The 19,753-nt window shown below is 40.8% G+C and carries 20 protein-coding genes; 16 read left to right on the top strand and 4 right to left on the bottom strand.

The window, feature by feature from the left end; all coding sequences use genetic code 11:
* The first annotated feature begins 104 nt into the window (after positions 1-104).
* The 12 genes from cysG to rpoS all read left to right on the top strand — a co-directional run bounded on the left by cysG (position 105) and on the right by rpoS (position 11,403).
* The gene (cysG, locus tag SC428_RS20485; protein ID WP_140187084.1) at positions 105-1,517 is read left to right on the top strand and encodes a siroheme synthase CysG; all 1,413 of its coding nucleotides are present in this window, start codon (positions 105-107) and stop codon (positions 1,515-1,517) included.
* Between the two features lie 14 nt (positions 1,518-1,531).
* Positions 1,532-2,440, top strand: a complete 909-nt coding sequence (cysD, locus tag SC428_RS20480; RefSeq protein ID WP_070926433.1) for a sulfate adenylyltransferase subunit CysD — start codon at positions 1,532-1,534, stop codon at positions 2,438-2,440.
* 13 nt (positions 2,441-2,453) lie between these two features.
* The gene (gene cysN, locus SC428_RS20475) at positions 2,454-3,896 is read left to right on the top strand and encodes a sulfate adenylyltransferase subunit CysN (RefSeq protein ID WP_070926431.1); all 1,443 of its coding nucleotides are present in this window, start codon (positions 2,454-2,456) and stop codon (positions 3,894-3,896) included.
* Between the two features lie 2 nt (positions 3,897-3,898).
* On the top strand, positions 3,899-4,513 hold the full coding sequence (cysC, locus tag SC428_RS20470; RefSeq protein ID WP_318710028.1) for an adenylyl-sulfate kinase: 615 nt from the start codon (positions 3,899-3,901) through the stop codon (positions 4,511-4,513).
* A gap of 317 nt (positions 4,514-4,830) precedes the next feature.
* Positions 4,831-5,127 (top strand): cell division protein FtsB, encoded by a 297-nt coding sequence (ftsB, locus tag SC428_RS20465; RefSeq protein ID WP_140182927.1) that lies wholly within the window; start codon positions 4,831-4,833, stop codon positions 5,125-5,127.
* A 198-nt stretch (positions 5,128-5,325) separates the two neighbouring features.
* Positions 5,326-6,048 (top strand): 2-C-methyl-D-erythritol 4-phosphate cytidylyltransferase, encoded by a 723-nt coding sequence (gene ispD, locus SC428_RS20460; protein ID WP_070926428.1) that lies wholly within the window; start codon positions 5,326-5,328, stop codon positions 6,046-6,048.
* Positions 6,049-6,060: 12 nt separating this feature from the next.
* Entirely contained in the window at positions 6,061-6,573 is a 513-nt protein-coding gene (gene ispF / locus SC428_RS20455; RefSeq protein ID WP_070926426.1) for a 2-C-methyl-D-erythritol 2,4-cyclodiphosphate synthase, read from the top strand.
* On the top strand, positions 6,539-7,588 hold the full coding sequence (truD, locus tag SC428_RS20450) for a tRNA pseudouridine(13) synthase TruD (protein ID WP_283126380.1): 1,050 nt from the start codon (positions 6,539-6,541) through the stop codon (positions 7,586-7,588). Before ispF ends, truD begins: the two co-directional genes overlap by 35 nt.
* Positions 7,566-8,327: a 5'/3'-nucleotidase SurE gene (gene surE, locus SC428_RS20445; RefSeq protein ID WP_070926424.1), complete on the top strand. Its 762-nt coding sequence runs from the start codon at positions 7,566-7,568 to the stop codon at positions 8,325-8,327. Before truD ends, surE begins: the two co-directional genes overlap by 23 nt.
* Positions 8,324-8,950, top strand: a complete 627-nt coding sequence (locus SC428_RS20440) for a protein-L-isoaspartate(D-aspartate) O-methyltransferase (protein WP_070926422.1) — start codon at positions 8,324-8,326, stop codon at positions 8,948-8,950. Before surE ends, SC428_RS20440 begins: the two co-directional genes overlap by 4 nt.
* Positions 8,951-9,297: 347 nt before the next feature.
* Positions 9,298-10,362 carry a murein hydrolase activator NlpD gene (nlpD, locus tag SC428_RS20435; RefSeq protein ID WP_070926420.1) on the top strand — a complete coding sequence of 355 codons (1,065 nt, stop codon included), beginning with the start codon at positions 9,298-9,300 and terminating at the stop codon, positions 10,360-10,362.
* Positions 10,363-10,416: 54 nt separating this feature from the next.
* The gene (rpoS, locus tag SC428_RS20430) at positions 10,417-11,403 is read left to right on the top strand and encodes an RNA polymerase sigma factor RpoS (protein ID WP_070926418.1); all 987 of its coding nucleotides are present in this window, start codon (positions 10,417-10,419) and stop codon (positions 11,401-11,403) included.
* A 62-nt stretch (positions 11,404-11,465) separates the two neighbouring features.
* Here the strand turns inward: rpoS and miaE are convergent, their stop codons facing one another.
* Both miaE and mutS read right to left on the bottom strand, forming a co-directional pair.
* Entirely contained in the window at positions 11,466-12,227 is a 762-nt protein-coding gene (gene miaE, locus SC428_RS20425; RefSeq protein ID WP_140182924.1) for a tRNA isopentenyl-2-thiomethyl-A-37 hydroxylase MiaE, read from the bottom strand.
* A 1-nt stretch (position 12,228) separates the two neighbouring features.
* Positions 12,229-14,790 carry a DNA mismatch repair protein MutS gene (mutS, locus tag SC428_RS20420; RefSeq protein ID WP_140182923.1) on the bottom strand — a complete coding sequence of 854 codons (2,562 nt, stop codon included), beginning with the start codon at positions 14,788-14,790 and terminating at the stop codon, positions 12,229-12,231.
* 229 nt (positions 14,791-15,019) lie between these two features.
* Between mutS and SC428_RS20415 the strand changes: the two genes are divergently transcribed.
* On the top strand, positions 15,020-15,349 hold the full coding sequence (locus SC428_RS20415; protein ID WP_257644858.1) for an Arm DNA-binding domain-containing protein: 330 nt from the start codon (positions 15,020-15,022) through the stop codon (positions 15,347-15,349).
* 38 nt (positions 15,350-15,387) lie between these two features.
* Complete coding sequence (locus SC428_RS20410) at positions 15,388-15,546, top strand: hypothetical protein (RefSeq protein ID WP_233445731.1); 159 nt, start codon at positions 15,388-15,390, stop codon at positions 15,544-15,546.
* A gap of 415 nt (positions 15,547-15,961) precedes the next feature.
* Here SC428_RS20410 and SC428_RS20405 read toward each other — a convergent pair whose 3' ends face one another.
* Complete coding sequence (locus SC428_RS20405; RefSeq protein WP_070926412.1) at positions 15,962-16,969, bottom strand: tetratricopeptide repeat protein; 1,008 nt, start codon at positions 16,967-16,969, stop codon at positions 15,962-15,964.
* A 12-nt stretch (positions 16,970-16,981) separates the two neighbouring features.
* Positions 16,982-18,019, bottom strand: coding sequence for an FKBP-type peptidyl-prolyl cis-trans isomerase N-terminal domain-containing protein (locus SC428_RS20400; RefSeq protein ID WP_318710010.1), 1,038 nt, complete (start codon positions 18,017-18,019; stop codon positions 16,982-16,984).
* A gap of 795 nt (positions 18,020-18,814) precedes the next feature.
* Here SC428_RS20400 and SC428_RS20395 point away from each other — a divergent pair.
* Both SC428_RS20395 and SC428_RS20390 read left to right on the top strand, forming a co-directional pair.
* On the top strand, positions 18,815-19,168 hold the full coding sequence (locus tag SC428_RS20395; RefSeq protein WP_283126385.1) for a helix-turn-helix domain-containing protein: 354 nt from the start codon (positions 18,815-18,817) through the stop codon (positions 19,166-19,168).
* A 183-nt stretch (positions 19,169-19,351) separates the two neighbouring features.
* Positions 19,352-19,660, top strand: coding sequence for a fimbrial protein (locus SC428_RS20390; protein ID WP_318710008.1), 309 nt, complete (start codon positions 19,352-19,354; stop codon positions 19,658-19,660).
* Positions 19,661-19,753 lie beyond the last annotated feature (93 nt).

Raw genomic sequence — 19,753 nt, 5'->3', positions numbered from 1 at the left:
AGTCACATAGTTTATCTATGCTCCCCGTCTATCTTCACTTGTCGCCTACCTGCAACTCGAATTATTTAGAGTATAAAAAAGTTATATAACACCGGAAGAGCAAGATGGAATATTTACCATTATTTGTGGATTTACGTTCCCGCAAGGTTGTCTTGGTTGGGGGAGGCGATGTTGCCGCACGCAAAGCGGAACTATTGTTACGCGCTAATGCGGCTTTGGTGATTATTGCGCCGGCACTTAATTCAGCTTTACAACAACTTTGTGAGCAACAATATTTCACGTGGATTGAGGGGGAATATCATCCACAACATATTGAGAAGTCTTATTTGGTGATTGCCGCCACTGACGATGCTGAATTGAATAAGAAAATTTTTCATGATGCAGAGAAACAACAAATTTTTGTCAATGTTGTTGATGATAAACCGTTGTGTTCTTTTATTGTCCCTTCAATCATCGATAGAGATCCTGTCGTGATTGCGATTTCTTCTGGTGGTACCGCGCCTGTTTTGGCTCGCTTATTACGTGAAAAATTAGAAACCATGCTACCAAGTTATTTGGGCCATATGGCTGAAATAGCCGGGCGGTGGCGAGAAAAAGTGAAATCATCAATTAGCAGCATGCGTGAGCGCAAACGTTTTTGGGAAAAAAGTTTCAGTGGCCACTTTGCCTCATTGGTCGAAAAAGGCCAGCTATCACAAGCCGAATTGCAATTAGAAAAGCAATTGTATGAACCCGATAATACGGGGGAGCTGGTTTTAGTCGGAGCGGGTCCTGGAGATGCTGGGTTATTAACGCTTAAAGGCTTACAAGTTTTGCAAAATGCTGATGTCGTTTTATATGACCATCTTGTCAGTGATGAAGTCCTTGAGTTAGTGCGACGAGATGCAGACAAAATTTGTGTTGGGAAACGTGCTAAAGCGCATTCGGTCTTACAAGAAGAAACCAATGCTTTAATCGTGAAGTTTGCATCGCAAGGGAAGAAAGTAGTCCGATTAAAAGGTGGTGATCCATTTGTTTTCGGGCGTGGTGGTGAAGAGCTGCAAATTGCTGCGGAGGCGGGTATTCCATTTCAGGTGGTTCCTGGGATCACCGCGGCAATAGGGGCAACTGCATACGCCGGTATTCCTCTGACACATCGTGAGCACTCTCAGAGCGTGACATTTATCACGGGTCATTGCAAAGAGGGAGGAAATGAACTTGATTGGCCAGCACTTGCACGAGGCAATCAAACATTAGCCATCTATATGGGAACAGTAAAAGCTGAACATATCAGCCAACAACTGATCCACTTTGGACGCTCACCAGAAACGCCTATTGCCGTGATCGGCTGTGGCACTCGGCAAAACCAACACGTGTTGAGTGGCAAGCTGTATGAGCTGGCTGAATTGGCTCATCAGGCTCCAGCGCCTGCGTTATTGGTGATTGGTGAGGTTGCCGCTTTGCATCAGCAATTGGCTTGGTTCGGTGATCAGGTTGAAAAAAACAGATGGCGTTCAGCCGTGTTGGAATTGGCTTAATTAAGGAGGCCATCATGAATGAGAAACGATTAACCCATTTACAGCAGTTGGAAGCAGAAAGCATTCATATTATCCGTGAAGTGGCGGCTGAATTTGAAAACCCAGTTATGCTTTATTCCATCGGCAAAGATTCATCTGTTATGTTGCATTTGGCTCGCAAGGCTTTTTACCCTGGAAAACTGCCATTTCCGTTATTACATGTTGATACCGGATGGAAGTTTCGTGAGATGTATGAGTTTCGTGATAAAACGGCTAAAAATTATGATTTTGAATTACTGGTTCATCGCAATCCAGCGGGTGAGTCATTAGGGATCAACCCATTTATCCATGGTAGCGCGAAACACACTGATATTATGAAAACGGAAGGGCTAAAACAAGCGCTTGATAAATATGGTTTTGATGCAGCATTTGGTGGTGCTAGGCGTGATGAGGAAAAATCTCGAGCCAAAGAGCGCATTTATTCTTTCCGAGATCGCTCTCATCGTTGGGATCCCAAAAATCAACGCCCTGAGTTGTGGCATAACTACAATGGTCAAATCAATAAAGGAGAAAGTATTCGAGTATTTCCTTTATCAAACTGGACGGAACTCGATATTTGGCAGTATATCTACTTAGAAAATATCGATATTGTCCCTCTTTATTTTGCAAAAGAGCGCCCTGTTTTAGAGAGAAACGGCACATTATTGATGGTAGATGATGACCGTATTGATTTAAAAGCAGGAGAAGTTATCGCTAAGCGAAAGGTTCGATTCCGAACCCTAGGCTGCTGGCCTCTGACAGGTGCTGTTGAATCACAAGCAGAAACGTTACCAGAAATTATTGAAGAAATGTTGATTTCAACGACCAGTGAGCGACAAGGTCGATTAATCGATAGTGACCAATCGGCTTCCATGGAGCAGAAAAAGCGCCAAGGGTATTTTTAAGGGGGAAAACGTCATGGCAGATTTAGCATATAACGAAACAATTGCGGAACAAATTAAGCAACAAGGTGGTGTTGAAGCTTATTTGTTAGCTCAGCAACAAAAGGGCTTATTACGTTTTCTCACCTGCGGTAATGTGGATGATGGTAAAAGCACGCTAATCGGGCGTTTATTGCATGACACGCGACAAATTTATGAAGATCAGTTATCTGTTTTGCAAACCGACAGTAAGCGTATAGGAACTCAAGGTGAAAAACTGGATCTTGCTTTATTAGTGGACGGGCTTGCCGCAGAAAGAGAGCAAGGGATCACTATTGATGTTGCTTATCGTTATTTCTCTACTCAAAAACGTAAATTTATAATCGCAGATACTCCAGGGCATGAGCAGTACACGAGAAATATGGCGACAGGTGCATCAACTTGCTCACTTTCTATATTGCTGATCGATGCTCGAAAAGGCGTTCAAGAACAAACTCGACGCCACAGTTTTATTAGTACATTGCTAGGTATTCGCCATTTGATCGTTGCAGTCAATAAAATGGATCTGGTCGAATATAGCGAAGCGGTATTTGAAAAAATTAAGCAAGATTATCAGAAATTTGCGACTGAATTGCCTGTTGACCTCAAGATTTGGTTTGTACCTATTTCAGCTCTAGATGGCGATAATATCGTCAATGAAAGCTCTCAATTGCCTTGGTATCAGGGGGAAACACTGTTACAAATTCTAGAAACAGTTCAGGTTCAACCAAAAGCATCGGAGCAAGCACTACGTTTTCCAATTCAATACGTGAATAGACCTAATTTGGATTTTAGAGGTTACAGTGGAACTTTGTCCTCTGGGATAGTGAAAGTGGGGCAATCCGTCAAAGTATTACCTTCGGGTCAGATCTCGAAAGTAAAAGAAATTGTCACTTTTGATGGCATACAAGACTTCGCGATACCCGGTGAGGCGATCACATTAGTATTAGAAGATGAAATTGATATTAGCCGTGGAGACTTGATTGTTACAGAAAACGATACGTTGCAGTGTTCTCGTGAGGCATTGGTTGATATTGTTTGGATGTCAGAGCAACCGTTAGTGCAGGGACAACAGCTTGATATTAAGATTGCTGGAAAAAGAAGCCGCGCTAAGGTAGAAAATATTCAATATCAAGTTGATATCAACAATCTTACTCAAAAAGTAGCGACTGAGCTGCCCCTCAATGGTATTGGTTTAGTTGAATTATCATTTGATGAGCCATTGCTACTTGAGAATTATCAGCAAAACGCAGAAACAGGTGGCATGATCCTAATTGATAGGCTGACGAATGTGACAGCTGGAGCAGGGTTAGTGCGTGAAGTGACAGAGCGATTTACTGAGCAAAATGATAATTTTAGTGAATTTGAAATAGAGTTAAATCAATTAATTCGCCGTCATTTCCCTCATTGGGGAGCTCGAGATCTATTAGGTGGTAAATAAGTATGGCGAGTACGACAGATAATCATATCGTTTGGCACGACCATCCGATCACTCGGCAATTTAGAGAAAATGCGAATGGTCATAAAGGCGCGGTATTATGGTTTACTGGACTGTCTGGCTCGGGTAAATCTACTTTAGCAGGGGCTTGCGAGCAAGCACTGGCTTCATTAGGGGTAAAAACGTATTTGCTTGATGGCGATAATATCCGTCATGGGTTATGTAAAGACTTAGGTTTTGATGAATCCGATAGACAAGAAAACATTCGCCGTATTGGTGAGGTCGCTAAACTGATGGTTGATGCTGGGCTGGTGGTTGCGACAGCGTTTATTTCGCCTTATCGTGAAGATAGACAGAAAGTTCGTGAGCTATTTGGGGCGAACCAGTTTTTTGAATTGCATATTGCAACCCCTGTTGAAGTTTGTGAACAGCGCGACCCAAAAGGGCTTTATCAGCAGGCAAGAGCGGGGAAAATAAAAAACTTCACTGGGATTGACTCTCCATATCAAGAGCCTTTACAACCTGAATTACGTATAGATGGAAGGCAGGCGATACCTGATTCAGTAACACAAATTCTTCAATTACTGGGTGAGAAAAAAATCATCAAAACTCATAATTAGTACGATAACTTTTTATGAATTTTGCCTAACGGCTCCTTGGGTGTGTCTACGCCTCTGGAGCCGTTTTTGTAAACAAATTACGGATTAACTGAGTATTTTGCGTAGCTGCTCGTAATTTTATTAAACAAATTCACTCGCTTAGGTGATAGTTCTGTAAACCAGTTCAAGATAGTATCCAATTAATCACAGCATATTTCTTAGGTTGATTTTTGAACAGGAATGCCCTGTTTTTGTCCTAGTTTTGATACATTACTTTCTTGATAGTAGCGCGATGAGCTGAGTTATGGGATGATTAGCAAATCATTTCAGGGGGCAGAATGGGCAAATTAACGCTTCTATTAATCGCAGTATTGGCTTGGACACAATATTCTTTATGGCTAGGTAAGAATGGCATTCACGACTATGTCCGAGTGAAAGACGATGTTGCGGCGCAAGAGATCATCAATTCTCGCTTAAAAGTGCGTAATGAACAGCTGTTTGCTGAAATTAATGATTTGAATGATGGACAAGACGCTATTGAGGAACGGGCGCGTACAGAGCTTGGTATGGTTAAGCCTGGCGAATCATTTTATAGAATGGTGAAAGAGAGTAATAATCAGAGAACAAATAATTAAATATACTTGTCATACGGTAGGTTGCAGTTCGATAGGCACTGTATAGATAAACGTTATATGAGTAACAACATCAATCATATAGTGTTCAAGTATATGATTATGCTATGTACAAAAACTAAAAATATTACAGGTTGTGTTTACGTTTATGAAATTGATTACCTCTACTAGCCCACAAATTTCGATGTAAGATCCAAAATAATGAATAACTCAATCACTGGGAGAGCCCCAAACGTTGTTGCGATAATTCCAGCAGCCGGTATTGGTAGTCGTATGAATGCGGACTGTCCAAAACAATACTTGCAGGTCGCTGGGAAGACAATCATTGAACACACTATTAATGCATTGTTATTGAATCCTCTTGTTTCTAATATTGTTGTCGCTTTAAGCCCTGATGATAATTATTTTGCTTCGCTTGAGGTAGCAAGTAACCCGCGAGTTACCACTGTTCATGGTGGAAAAGAGCGTGCAGATTCCGTGCTGGCAGGGTTAAACTTTTTAGCTCAGAATGAACAGATGCAAAATCGATGGGTATTGGTACACGATGCCGCGCGCCCTTGTTTACATCAAGATGATTTAAATAAAATTATTCAGTTATCAACAACGGATTACTGCGGTGGCATTCTTGCTGCTCCTGTAAGAGATACCATGAAGCGTAGTGCCAAAACGTCAGATGTGATTGATCATACCGTTGAGCGTGATGCTTTATGGCACGCACTTACACCACAATTTTTTCCTTTAATTTTGTTGCGTGATTGTTTGAGTAAAGCATTGAAAGAAAATGCTATTATTACTGATGAAGCATCTGCATTGGAATATTGTGGCTATCAGCCTGTTTTAGTCTCAGGTCGCACTGATAATTTAAAGGTAACTCGCCCAGAAGATCTCGCTTTGGCTGAATTTTACCTTTCTAGAATGAAATAAAAGGATCAAATAATGAGAATCGGACATGGTTTTGACGTACATAAGTTTGGCGGGGAAGGACCTATTGTCATTGGTGGCGTACGTATCCCTTATGAACAAGGCCTACTTGCTCACTCTGATGGTGATGTGGTGCTACACGCTGTCACTGATGCCATCTTAGGGGCTGCGGCACTGGGGGATATAGGTAAATTATTCCCTGATACTGATCCTGCGTATAAAGGTGCAGATAGCCGCGTTTTACTCAGAGAAGCCTATCGCCACGTTCGTGAAAAAGGTTATAGCATTGGTAACCTTGATATTACAATTATGGCTCAAGCACCTAAAATGTTACCTCATATTCCACAAATGCGTGTCAATATTGCAGAAGATCTTGAATGTCATATGGATGATGTGAATGCTAAAGCAACAACCACAGAGCAACTCGGTTTTGTTGGGCGTAAAGAAGGGATTGCTTGTGCCGCAGTGGTATTGTTAGTGAAAGATAATGGTAATGAAAGTCATGAATGTACAGTACCTGCATGGTAAACCACTCTCATCAGGTAAGTTAAAAAGCCAACCTGAAGATTTTATTGTTAAAGAAGACCTTGGCTTTGAGCTTGATGGTGAGGGCGAACATGTCATGGTTCGTGTTGAAAAAACAGGGTATAACACCTTATTTGTGGCTGAACAATTGGCTAAATTTGCAAAAATTTCAGCACGAGCAGTCAGTTACGCAGGTTTAAAAGATCGCAATGCGGTTACTGAACAATGGTTCTGTTTACAGATGCCAGGTAAAGAAACCCCAGATTTTTCAAAATGGATGCTTGAAGGTTGTCGTGTTATTGCAACAACTAGACAAAAAAGAAAGTTGCGTATTGGCACACTGAAAGGCAATCACTTTGAGCTAATCATTCGCGATATTTCAGCACCTGAGGATGTCGAATTACGTTTAGAGAAAATCGTTAAGGGGGGCGTTCCTAACTATTTTGGTGAGCAACGGTTTGGGCGAAATGGACAAAACTTAGTCCAAGCTCAACGATGGGCAAATCAAGAAATTACGGTTCGTGAACGAAATAAACGTAGTTTCTACCTCTCTGCGGCTCGAAGTGCTATGTTTAATCATATTGTTAGCGAACGGATTGCCAACCAAACTGAAAATAAAGTACTACTTGGTGACGCATTACAATTAACAGGGCGTGGAAGCTGGTTTGTTGCCACAGAGGAAGAGCTATCGACTTTACAACCTCGTGTTGACTCATCTGAATTGACTATTACGGCTGCTTTACCCGGCGATGGGGAACTTGGAACTCAATTTGATGCATTAAATTTTGAGACAAAGTGTTTAGAAAACTATAATACTTTTATTGCGTTAATGAAAAGTGAAAGAGTTTCACCAGCACGCAGAGCTGCAATCGTGAAACCACAAAATTTTCATTGGCAATGGCTTGATGCCAATACACTGAAGCTTAATTTCTTTTTAAGTTCAGGGTGTTTTGCAACCAGTCTTGTTCGAGAAATCATTAATCAGGAAAGTGCCGATGTTGAAAATTTTATTGAGTAATGATGACGGTGTGACAGCGCCGGGGATCCAAACATTAGCTGCGGCATTACGACAACACTATCATGTGCAAGTGATTGCGCCTGATCGTAACCGTAGTGGTGCATCCAATGCATTAACGTTGGATAGACCGTTAAGGATCCAAACATTGGCTAATGGTGATTTATCTGTACAAGAAGGTACGCCAACAGACTGTGTTTATATTGGCGTTAATAAAGTTGTGAGACCAAGGCCGGATATTGTGGTTTCTGGGATCAATTGTGGTCCTAATCTAGGGGACGATGTCATTTATTCAGGTACTGTTGCTGCGGCAATGGAAGGGCGACATTTAGGTCTACCTTCCGTAGCTGTTTCACTTGATGGGGAAACTCATTATGAAACCGCAGCAAAAGTCACTTGCGACATACTGGATTTATTGCACAAAAATCCATTGCGTGCAGGCAATATTCTGAATATTAATGTACCTGATATTCCCTATGAGGAAATAAAAGGCATAAAAGTGACGCGCTGTGGTAGTCGTCATGCCGCATCTGAAGTTTATAACCTTGAAGATCCTAAAGGGAATATGCTGTATTGGTTAGGGCCTGTTGGCGAGATCCGTGATGCAGGGCCTGGAAGTGATTTTGAAGCTGTTTCTCAAGGCTATGTTTCAATAACACCTTTGCAAGTTGATTTAACGGCATATAAAGCACATTCATTAATTGAAGAGTGGTTAGAGAAATCAGGAGTGACCGTAAAATGAAAACAGGCCTCATGAAAGAACTTTTGGCACAATTACGCCAACAGGGAATTCACGATGAGCGCTTGTTAGAAGCTTTATCACAGGTTCCTCGTGAGCGCTTTGTTGATGAAGCGCTTTCACACAAAGCCTATGATAACATACCGTTACCAATAGGCTATGGGCAGACTATTTCTCAACCTTATATTGTTGCTAAAATGACTGCTCTACTTGATATTTCAGCAAATGACCATGTGCTTGAAATAGGTACAGGCTCAGGTTATCAAACCGCAGTTTTAGCCCATTTAGCCAGTCATGTTTATTCCGTCGAAAGAGTGAAAAGTTTACAATGGACTGCAAAACGCCGTTTTAAGCAGCTCGATTTGCACAATATCTCTACACGACATGGTGATGGTTGGGAAGGGTGGCAATCAAAAGGGCCTTTTGATGCCATTATTGTTACAGCGGCACCTAGTGAAATCCCTTCAAAGCTTTTAGAGCAATTAAAAGAAGGAGGGCGCTTGGTATTACCTGTTGGTGATCAAGATCAGGCGTTGAAGCTCATTACGCGTAGAGGGAATGATTATCACTCAAATGTGATAGAGAAAGTTCGCTTTGTTCCTCTGGTTGCTGGAGATTTAGCTTAATTTCATTTTGAATTGTCTGGCTAATTTTGATAATTTATGGCTCCAAAATCGGGAAACTCGCATTTTCTATTAAGTCATAATCTCAAATTGTTATATTTTTGATACATTTGGCTTGTCCAAGATTTTATATTTCTGCTTTAATAAGCAAAATACTTTTCGTTACGAGAGCTGTGCTCTAAATAATTCAAGGCGTATGTAGGCGATCAACGAAGTTACCCCTATAGAGTAGTTGAGAGGAGTCAACCTACATGCAACTTGGAGGATGGCGAATATCACAGGCTCTGATGTTTACTGACGCAACATAAATTAGCTTGTTATGTCAGATTTTTCTTCACGGGAGAAGAAGCATGAAAATTGTTAGCCCAATAAGCAAAATTCGATGGGCGGTGATCTTTTCATTTGGTGGCGCTTTATTAGCAGGTTGTTCCACGCCGTATCATACAGCCGCCCCCATTTCGAGTGTAAATGATGGCCAAACGACTCGCCAGCAGACCGTTCAAAGAACTGCTCCAGTAACTGGTGGTACAAGTACGGCGATGCCTTCTTCTCGACCTAATTTGTCTTCAAATACATCACCTTCAGTGACCAACTCTGCACCTGTTAACATGAATGGCCAAGGGCGTATTATCTATAATCGTGATTACGGTAGTATCCCTAAAGGTAGTTACAACGGTAGTAGCTATACGGTCCAGCGTGGTGATACCCTATTCTACATTGCCTATATAACGGGTAATGATTTCCGTGAGTTAGCAGATAGAAACAATATTGCTGAGCCATATAGCTTAAATGTTGGTCAAGTTATTAATATTGGTAATGGAAATGTGAACTCGAACGGGCAATTGGCTGCAAATTCATCAAATAGTAACCAGCAACCGGTTGATCTTCGAACAACTAATGCGTATCCTGCAAATGGAAGTGGTCAAACTTCAGGTAAGATGTTGCCTAACAATAAGAAGCCTGCAACACAGACTTCTACGGCAACAACTACCACGGCAGTTTCTACAACCTCTCCGACGACAGGAAGCAGTACTAACAGTTCATCGATAAAATGGCGTTGGCCAGCTGAAGGGAAAATGATTGAAGGTTTCTCTGACGCTCAAGGTGGAAATAAAGGCATTGATATTGCGGGTTCACGCGGTCAGCCTGTACTTGCTTCTGCTCCAGGAAAAGTGGTTTACGCAGGTAACGCACTGCGCGGATATGGAAATCTTATAATAATAAAACATAACGATGACTACCTAAGTGCTTATGCACATAACGATACGTTACTTGTGCGTGATCAGCAGGATGTTACTGCGGGTCAAAAAATAGCCACTATGGGTAGCACCGGTACAAGCTCGGTTAGATTACATTTTGAAATTCGTTACAAGGGAAAATCAGTAAACCCGCTGCGTTACTTACCGCAGCGATAAACTGGGCAGAGTGCAATGACATTCTGTCCTCATTATCAAGGGTAGGAGTCACTGATGAGCCAAAGTTCGCTGAAAGCTAACGAGTTATATGATGACCTCGAAGAGAGCACAATAGAAGATGCTTTCGATGAAAGTCAGTTCAAAGAAGAGGATCTGGTTGCTGAACTAGATGATGAAATGGATTTACTCCAGAGCACAAGTCAACGTGTTTTGGATGCCACACAAATTTATCTCAGTGAAATTGGATTCTCTCCACTCCTAACAGCTGAAGAAGAAGTGTTCTATGCAAGAAGGGCGCTACGTGGTGATATTGCATCACGCCAGCGCATGATAGAAAGTAACCTTCGATTAGTTGTTAAGATCTCTCGACGTTATAATAATCGGGGCCTCGCTTTACTTGATCTCATTGAGGAAGGTAATTTGGGGCTAATTCGTGCAGTTGAAAAATTTGATCCTGAAAAAGGTTTCCGTTTTTCAACTTATGCGACATGGTGGATCCGTCAAACCATTGAACGAGCCATCATGAACCAAACGAGAACGATCCGTCTCCCTATTCATATCGTCAAAGAGCTCAATATTTATCTTAGAACCGCCCGCGAACTAGCGCAAAAGTTAGATCACGAGCCTAGTGCTGAGGAAATCGCTGAGCAGCTCGATAAACCAGTAGAAGATGTCAGCCGTATGTTACGTTTAAATGAACGTATTACATCGGTTGATACGCCTATTGCTGGTGATTCAGAGAAGTCCTTGCTAGAAGTTCTGTCTGATGAAAATGAATCAGGGCCAGAACATACAATTCAAGATAACAACTTAAAAGAAAACATTGTTAAGTGGTTATTTGAATTGAATCCAAAGCAGCGAGAGGTACTCGCTCGCCGTTTTGGTTTGCTAGGCTATGAAGCTGAAACTCTTGAAGAGGTTGGCCGGGAAATTGGTTTAACACGTGAAAGAGTACGCCAGATCCAAGTAGAAGGGTTGAGGCGGTTAAAAGATATTTTACAAGGCGAAGATTTGTCTTTAGAAGCCTTATTTAATATGTAAGATATTTTTAGAATGTTAATAAAGAAGCCCTTAACATCATTAGTTAAGGGCTTCTTTCTATTTTAAGCAGGGACACCACTGTGAAATTTAAAATCACTGTCCATTGAGGAAATTAGTTCGGCTTCCACAGCTCCAAACATATCAACTCGTTCATTGATATCTACCTTACTAATTGATTGAGCTAGCTTTAAGTAATCTTGATAGTGTCTTGCTTCCGAGCGCAACAATGAAATATAAAAATTAGCTAAATCATCATCTAAGAAAGGCGCTAGCTTAGCGAAACGCTCACATGAGCGAGCTTCGATATAAGCCCCAATAATCAGTTTGTCGACCAAGGTTTGTGGTTCATGACCACTCATATGGCTGAATAGGCCTTTCGCATATCGGCTTGCTGTAATGCCATCGTAGCTAATATTTCTTTGATGCATGATTTCAAGTACTTGATAAAAATGATGCAGCTCTTCTTTGATTAAAAGTACCATTTTATCGATCAGATCTTGGCTGTAAGGTGATTGTTTTTTAGCTAAAATCTGTTTTGAAATTTGGTTTTTATCTTTTAATGAATGAATATCACCAATACGATCGTAGGCAAAGTCCTCATAAGGCTTAAACCATGTCAGTAACACTGCGGCACTTTCTTTATCTACCGCATATTTGCGAATTAAAAACATCGCACTTTGCGCAGCCTTCAATTCACATAATAAATGGTCTTTTAGCAGTATAGGCAAATTCTCTGGTTTACTGGCTTTTTCAACCCAACTATCGGGCGTTTCGCAATGTAAAAATTGCCTGATAGGGGCAAGTAATTCAGCGTGATCTTGCATACTACTTATCCATTTCCTTTAAGCGATATAACCAGTCTAACGCCTGCCTTGGGGTTAATTTGTCAGGATCGATATTCTCTAAAGCACTTAACACAGGTGATGGTTCTTCTTGCGCTAAGAAACTTAACTGCGCACTGTCGACATGACTAGAGTTGGTATTATTTGAAATCAGTTCTAATTCTTTAAGTTTTTGTTTCGCACGTTTAATGACATCTTTAGGCACACCAGCCAGAGAAGCGACGGCTAAACCATAGCTTTTACTAGCTGCGCCATCTTGAACATTATGCATAAATGCGATGGTATCACCATGCTCCATCGCATCTAAGTGAATATTAGCGGCACCTTCTAATTTTTCGGGCAAATTAGTGAGCTCAAAATAGTGGGTTGCAAACAAGGTCATCGATTTTATGCGGTTGACGAGATTTTCTGCACAGGCCCAAGCGAGAGATAGGCCGTCATAGGTTGAGGTTCCTCGACCTATTTCATCCATTAACACTAAACTCTGCTCCGTCGCATTATGTAGGATATTCGCTGTTTCGGTCATTTCAACCATAAACGTTGAACGTCCAGATGCTAAATCATCGGATGCGCCGACGCGTGTAAAAATACGATCGATAGGACCGATGATGGCTTTAGTCGCGGGGACGAAGCTACCAATATAAGCCAGTAAAGTAATTAATGCGGCTTGGCGCATATAAGTACTTTTTCCGCCCATATTTGGGCCTGTAATAATGAGTAGACGTCGCTGTGGTGACAGAGAAAGCGGGTTTGAAATAAATGGCTCACTCAACACTTGCTCGACAACAGGGTGACGCCCTTCAGTAATTTGAATGCCAGGCTTATCTGTTAATTGTGGGCAATGATAGCCCAGCGTTTCAGCGCGCTCTGCTAAATTATTAAGTACATCGAGCTCAGCCAATGCTTCCGCACTAAGCTGTAAATCAGCTAGATGTGGTAACAACATATCAAATAGCTCATCGTAAAGCGCTTTTTCGATTGCTAACGCTTTGCCTTTTGAGGTTAAAACTTTATCTTCATATTCTTTTAATTCAGGGATGATATAGCGTTCAGCATTTTTCAAGGTTTGGCGGCGCACATAGTGGATCGGCACTAAATGGCTCTGACCACGACTAACTTGGATAAAATAGCCATGAACCGCGTTGTAACCAACTTTTAATGTATCAATGCCAAGCTTCTCTTTTTCGCGAATTTCAAGGCGATCTAAGTAGTCAGTTGCGCCATCGGCAAGTGCTCGCCACTCATCAAGTTCGCTATTATATCCAGGGGCAATAACACCGCCATCTCGTACTAGAACAGGCGGTGCATCAATAATAGCGCGTTGTAGCAAATCTTGTAGCTCATCGAACTGATTAATACGCTTTTGTAAGTTTTGCAGATATTCGCTGTTTGATTGGCTTAGAATTTGATGAATATCCTGATATTGCTCAAAGGCATGGCGCATTCGCGCTAAATCACGCGGGCGTGCTGAACGTAATGCTAAACGCGCCAACACGCGCTCTAAATCACCAATTTGGCGTAACAAAGGTTGCAGTTCTAAACCACACTCTTGCAAAGCTTTGATTGCTTGTTGGCGATTATTCAGTGTTTGAATATGACGAAGTGGGGTATGAAGCCAGCGTTTTAACATGCGGCTACCCATTGGCGTGACACATAAATCTAATATGGATGCGAGAGTATTTTCTGTTCCACCTGATAAATTTTGTGTAATTTCCAAATTACGGCGTGTTGCCGCATCAAGAATGACATTATCTGTTTGTTTTTCCATTACAATGCTGCGGATATGCGGCAATGCGGTGCGTTGTGTATCTTTGACATATTGAAGAAGACAGCCCGCAGCACGTAGTGCTCTTGTCGCATTTTCTACACCAAAACCAATAAGGTCTTTTGTGCCGAATTGTAGACCTAACTGCTGCTTCGCTGTCTCTAATTCAAATTCCCATAATGGGCGGCGGCGTAAACCTTTACAGCCTTCAATCAGAGCCATACTGGCAAAATCTTCTGAATAAAGTAATTCAGCAGGGCGAGTACGTTGTAATTCAGCTCGTAATGACTCTTCATCGTCTATTTCACTGATAATAAAGCGACCTGATGTGATATCCAGTGTTGCAAACCCATAACCTTGAGCTTCTTGCCAAATCGCTGCCAGCAAATTATCTTGCCGCTCATTCAATAAGGCTTCATCAGTAATAGTACCTGGAGTGACAATTCGAACCACTTTCCGTTCAACTGGCCCTTTGCTGGTGGCGGGATCGCCAATTTGCTCGCAAATTGCCACAGATTCGCCCATTTGCACTAATTTTGCTAAATAGTTTTCTGCTGCATGGTGAGGAACACCCGCCATTGGGATGGGTTGTCCCGCTGTTTGGCCTCGTTTGGTGAGTGAGATATCTAGCAGTTGAGAGGCTTTTTTTGCATCATCGAAGAACAGTTCGTAAAAGTCCCCCATACGATAGAACAGCAGTATATCTGGATGTTGTGCTTTTAGTTTTAGATACTGCTGCATCATTGGTGTGTGGGATTCGAAGTTTTGGCTGTCAGTCATGGGGTTATCTATATTAACTTATTGAATTAACTTGATTCTATTTTTTTTCATTGTCTCATAAGATCTCATTATATCTTATAAAATATCACAGAATCCCATATATGAGTGTAGGTTGAAGTGTAGGTTGTTGGTCGTGATATGGTTAATGGGCATAACAAAACTGATAACCTACACTCTTCACTAAAAATCTTTAATTATCTTATAGTCAGCGCTAAACAAGGTAACACTTATGAGCCAAAAGCAACCAACAAAACCCTTATCAACGAAAGCTATTGAGGCAATGAAACCTAATAGTAAAGATAGGTCTGATACAGGTGAAAATACAGGTTTACGTGTATTTTGTGGCGCAACAGGCATTAAGACATTTTTCTACCGTTATAGTAGCCCAGTTACACATAAACTTGTACAGCTAAAGATCGGTAATTTTCCTCAAACTTCACTGAGTGAGGCGAGAGTTAAGTTACAAGCGTTGAAACAGTTACGTCAATTAGGCCGATGCCTCGCGACTGAGATGAAAGAAGAAAAGCAATATAAAAAACAGGAACAGCTCCAACCGTAAAAACGCAGTTAACAGTAAAAGAACTTATTGGGCTTTACTTGGTTGAACGGATTGCAGATCGTAAAGGTAAAGATGGTAAAACAATTTCTGGCTCAAGAAAGAAGAAAGGGCAAATAGAAATTCGTCGTATGCTTGAAGCCGATGTTGTTCGTGTTTTAGGTGAGCTTATGGCTCATGAAGTAACCAAAAAAATGTGATAGAACTTGTGCCTGAAAATACTCACTCATTGAGAAATATCAGGATCTCCAGGGTTCCACATTGTTCTATACAAACTCGCAGGCGCCTGCGGCTTCGGTATGTGTTGTTGTATGGATATTTGCCAGTATGTGCATTCAGTAACTGTTGCCTGCTAGCTGGACTAACTATCGGCACACACGAGCTGGTGTATTTTGGAGCTATCACGTTCATCATTAGATTCCGGCTCGCATGTTTCGTTGTCTACGCTTCGTTTCCATTGTTGCCGCCGTACACACAAGACTCGCTACGTAGTGGTCTGGCTAACCTTCTACGATGGGACTTTCACCTACAAGGTCAATATAGCTTTTCCCAGCGCACCGCCCATTTCATTGAAAAGCTGAAAGTTTGCTCACATACCGTTGATGTCAAGCCTCATCAGGGGACGGTTTTTTGAAGGGCAATGCAGGCTTGTTGTAATCCGTTATCACAGGCTAACTGAAAGTAATAACGTGCAGCATGGTGTGAAGTTTGCGCCACTTGGCCTTTTTGGATCAGCCAACCTAAATTGTATTGAGCATAGGCATTATTTTGTTCCGCAGCACGCATAAACCATTTTTGTGCCAGCTCGATGGAAACGGGTACGCCATCACCTTGATAATAAATCAACCCTAAATTCAACTGAGCATCGTTATCCCCTAATTCGGCCGCTTGCGTAAAGTAGCTGAGTGCTTTTTCTTTGTCGACTTTGCCTCCTTTACCTTGCCAATAAAACCAGCCCAAATTATTCAATGCATAAGCATTGTTTTGATCTGCGGCGGCTTGATACCACCTGATTGCTTCTGCCATGTTGGGGTAGCCGCTAGCGCCATTTTCATATAACCAACCCAACATATTTTGTGCAGAGGCATGCCCTTGTTCGGCTGCGGCTTGAAACCACTTGAGTGCTGATTGTGCAGATGATTGATTATACTGACTTTCTTCCATATACAACCATCCCAGTTGATGCTGTGCATCAGCTTCACCTTGTTCCGCTGCTAAAGTGAGCCAATGTAAAGCTTCCGATCGTGATTGTTCGACACCTTTCCCTTTTTCATAAATCAATCCTAATTGGTATTGCGCTGGCAAACTGCCTTGTGTGGCGGCAGATTTAAACCAGTGAATGGCTTTTGGCCAAGATTGCTCCACACCCAAGCCTGATTCATACAACGCAGCAAGGTAAAGTTGTGCATCAACATTGCCTTGTTCAGCGGCTTTTTGAAAATGCTCCGCTGCCGATAAATAATCAGGGGGGCTGGCTTGGTAATCACTCAATCCCTCTTCAAAATGTTTAGTGGCATTGATGGCTTGTGTGGCAGCTTGCTCTTCTGGTGCGGGCTGGTTATCGCAGCCTGCCAGTAGTAAGGGGCTGATAAGTATAAGTGCCCCAAAATGTCTTTTCATCATACCGTGCTGACCTTATTGTATTGGGGCGTTTTGAATATCGGCAATGCGCAATGTGTAAATTAACGAAGCGCCCGGTGGAACGGAGGGGGGGTAGCCTTCATCGCCATAGGCTAATTCAGGTGGCACCACAAAAGTAATTTCACCGTGGTTTTGTAAATGACGGATCGCTGATTGGAACAGTGGTGGATAGTTATCAAGCGGTAGGGTCAAGGATTTATTTTGCAGATCCATATCACTGACGACGGTACCATCGAGTAACGATTCTTTGACTACAATGCTTATCACATCGTTGTCTTTAATTTTGCCTTGTCCTAGATAATTAATTTTGTAGTCATAGCCCATTGGGTCTGATTTTACTTCTTTTTGCTTTTTCCAATTATCTAAGAAATGTTTTGCTAAAGTCGCTTGCTGGGCTTTCTGTTTCCCTTTATTTTTTTCTATTGATGCTTCTGAGGCAATTAATGCGGTGTGTAGTTCAGTGGGAGAGAGCAGTATACGCCCCTCAAATGCATCAGTGATCCCTGCAAGATAAGCTTGCTTATCCAACGATTGCCCATAGGACTGATTATCTTGGTGAATGGTGAGTGCATCTTGGCCAATAGCGATCCCCGCAGCATAAGCTTGTCGTAACTGCTCATTTTTTTTTAGCGCATCGATTGTTAAGGTGGACCGAGTTGAACTCGCTGGTGGGGGTGTACTGTTTTTTTTCGCTAGTAATTGTAGATTGTTGTTAAGACTTTGAAAATCAGCTTGTTGTTGCTGAAGTTGTTCGCGGTATTGTTGTTCACGACGCTGGCTAGCGTGCAATTGTTGCTGCAATATTTTCAATTTGATTTGGGGTAACTGGATCCCCGTTTGTGAGAATGCTTCAGGAGTATTATCTGATAGCTGAGCTTTACGTGCTTCATATTCTTGTGCGAATTGAAGTAACCCCGGTAAGCTATTATTTTTTTCTTCGCTGTATGCTGTAGAAATAAAGAAACAGGTACAGAAAAAACCGACTGTAAATGTCAAGTTAATCGAGGGCCACACACGATATAAAGCAGCCATAATGAACTCCTTGAATAACTAAAAGGCTATTATTAAAAATAGATCTAAATACAAGAATAAAGATGATGAATTTATTATCATTTTGTTCTTGTTACATAAATGATGTAGTTAATCGAGTTAATATAAAAACTAAAATTATGTAGATGAATAACGCAGAGAAGCGTTGTTTTCTTTATTAGTATTTTATCACTCGGTAGTTGAATAAAGATTACAAATTTAATTTTCAATAATCAATCAGAATTTTTGGGATGATGATGGGATAAAATAAATTTAACTTAGTTTTTTTGCAGTTGATAAATAAAAAAAATAAAACTAACGTCAATTGATAGTCTAAAAAGGTAATTGTTACAAAAATAAAGAGTGTAGACGATAAGGAAGAACAGGGGGAGTGATGCTTAACCTTTTGATTTAAATGTATTTTTGTTTATTTGTTATGCAACAAAATAATTTATTTCGTTGCCTTGTGTGCTAACTAATTTACTCGACACTTTTTATAAAATCAAACCGCACTTAAAAACAAAAATAGTAAATTTGAAGCACTCTTAACTCATATTTAGTGTATTAAATTTTACTCCATATGGGAGTTATGCGGCTTTGCTGGGAGTGTCGCATTAAGACTATCTTTTGTGTGCAGTTTTTTATATTAAATTAATTCATAACAGATGATTAATAAGGGATTTAATTCTGTTATTAATAATAATTAATAAATTTTAATCTATGTTTCTTATAATGCAACGAAATAAATTATTTTGTTGCATTTATGGAGTAAAAAATAAACACAGCTGGAGTGTTAAAATGAATGACATTTATTTCGATGAACGCTCTGAATATGATATGAGAACCGTATTTACTAAAGCGGTCGGCCAAGAGATATATCGAATACGCCGTAGTCGAGTAATGACAGGGAAAGAGTTAGCCATTCAGTTGAATGTTTCCCAACAGCAGGTATCTCGTTATGAGCGAGGTATTTGTAATATTACAGTTGATACTTTAATTTTAATTTTGAATGTTTTAAATGTATCAATTGATGAGTTTTTTAAACATGTATATTTGAATATCTCAGATATAAAGGGAAAGGTCGATGAGAGTTATCAACGGATATTCCTTTCATTAAAAGAGAATGATAAGAATATGTTTAAAATTAATTAGTATATAAATTTAATGTTATTATTTTAATTTTCGGTTTTATTTTAAATAAAGACAATATCTTCCTATGTGAATTTAAGGGGGATGTTTTCTTTATTTCAATATAGAGATAAGTCACAACTTGAAAAGGGATGATGTGATCATCCCTTTAATTAAACCACGCTATTTTTATTGCAGAGGCAAATTATGAAAAAGATTATTTTAGCAACCCTGATTTCTGGCGCAATGAGTGTTTCAGCATTCGCAGTCGAGTCTAACCAAGGTCACGGTAAAGTGACCTTCAAAGGCGAAATCATTGATGCACCATGCTCAATCAGCTCAGATTCAATTGACCAAACAGTTGACCTAGGCCAAATCGCAAACTCTGTGTTGGCGAACGGCGGTGCGTCTTCACCAAAACAATTCACTATTGAATTAGAAGATTGTGTGTTCCCAGCTGGCGGTGGTAACGACAAAGTGCAAATTGTCACTGATCATGTAAAACTGATCCACTAACGATCATAGAAAACTGAGCCACTTGGTATTATCCGTACATTTTTGTACGGGGAATTTATGATTACCAAGGAGATATTTGTGGATATTCATGTT

The organism is Providencia sp. 2023EL-00965 (genome assembly GCF_033550225.1).
GTDB classification, from domain to species: Bacteria; Pseudomonadota; Gammaproteobacteria; order Enterobacterales; family Enterobacteriaceae; genus Providencia; species Providencia manganoxydans.
The sequence above is the reverse complement of the archived record's forward strand: the minus strand, read 5'-3'. Positions and strand labels throughout refer to the sequence as shown.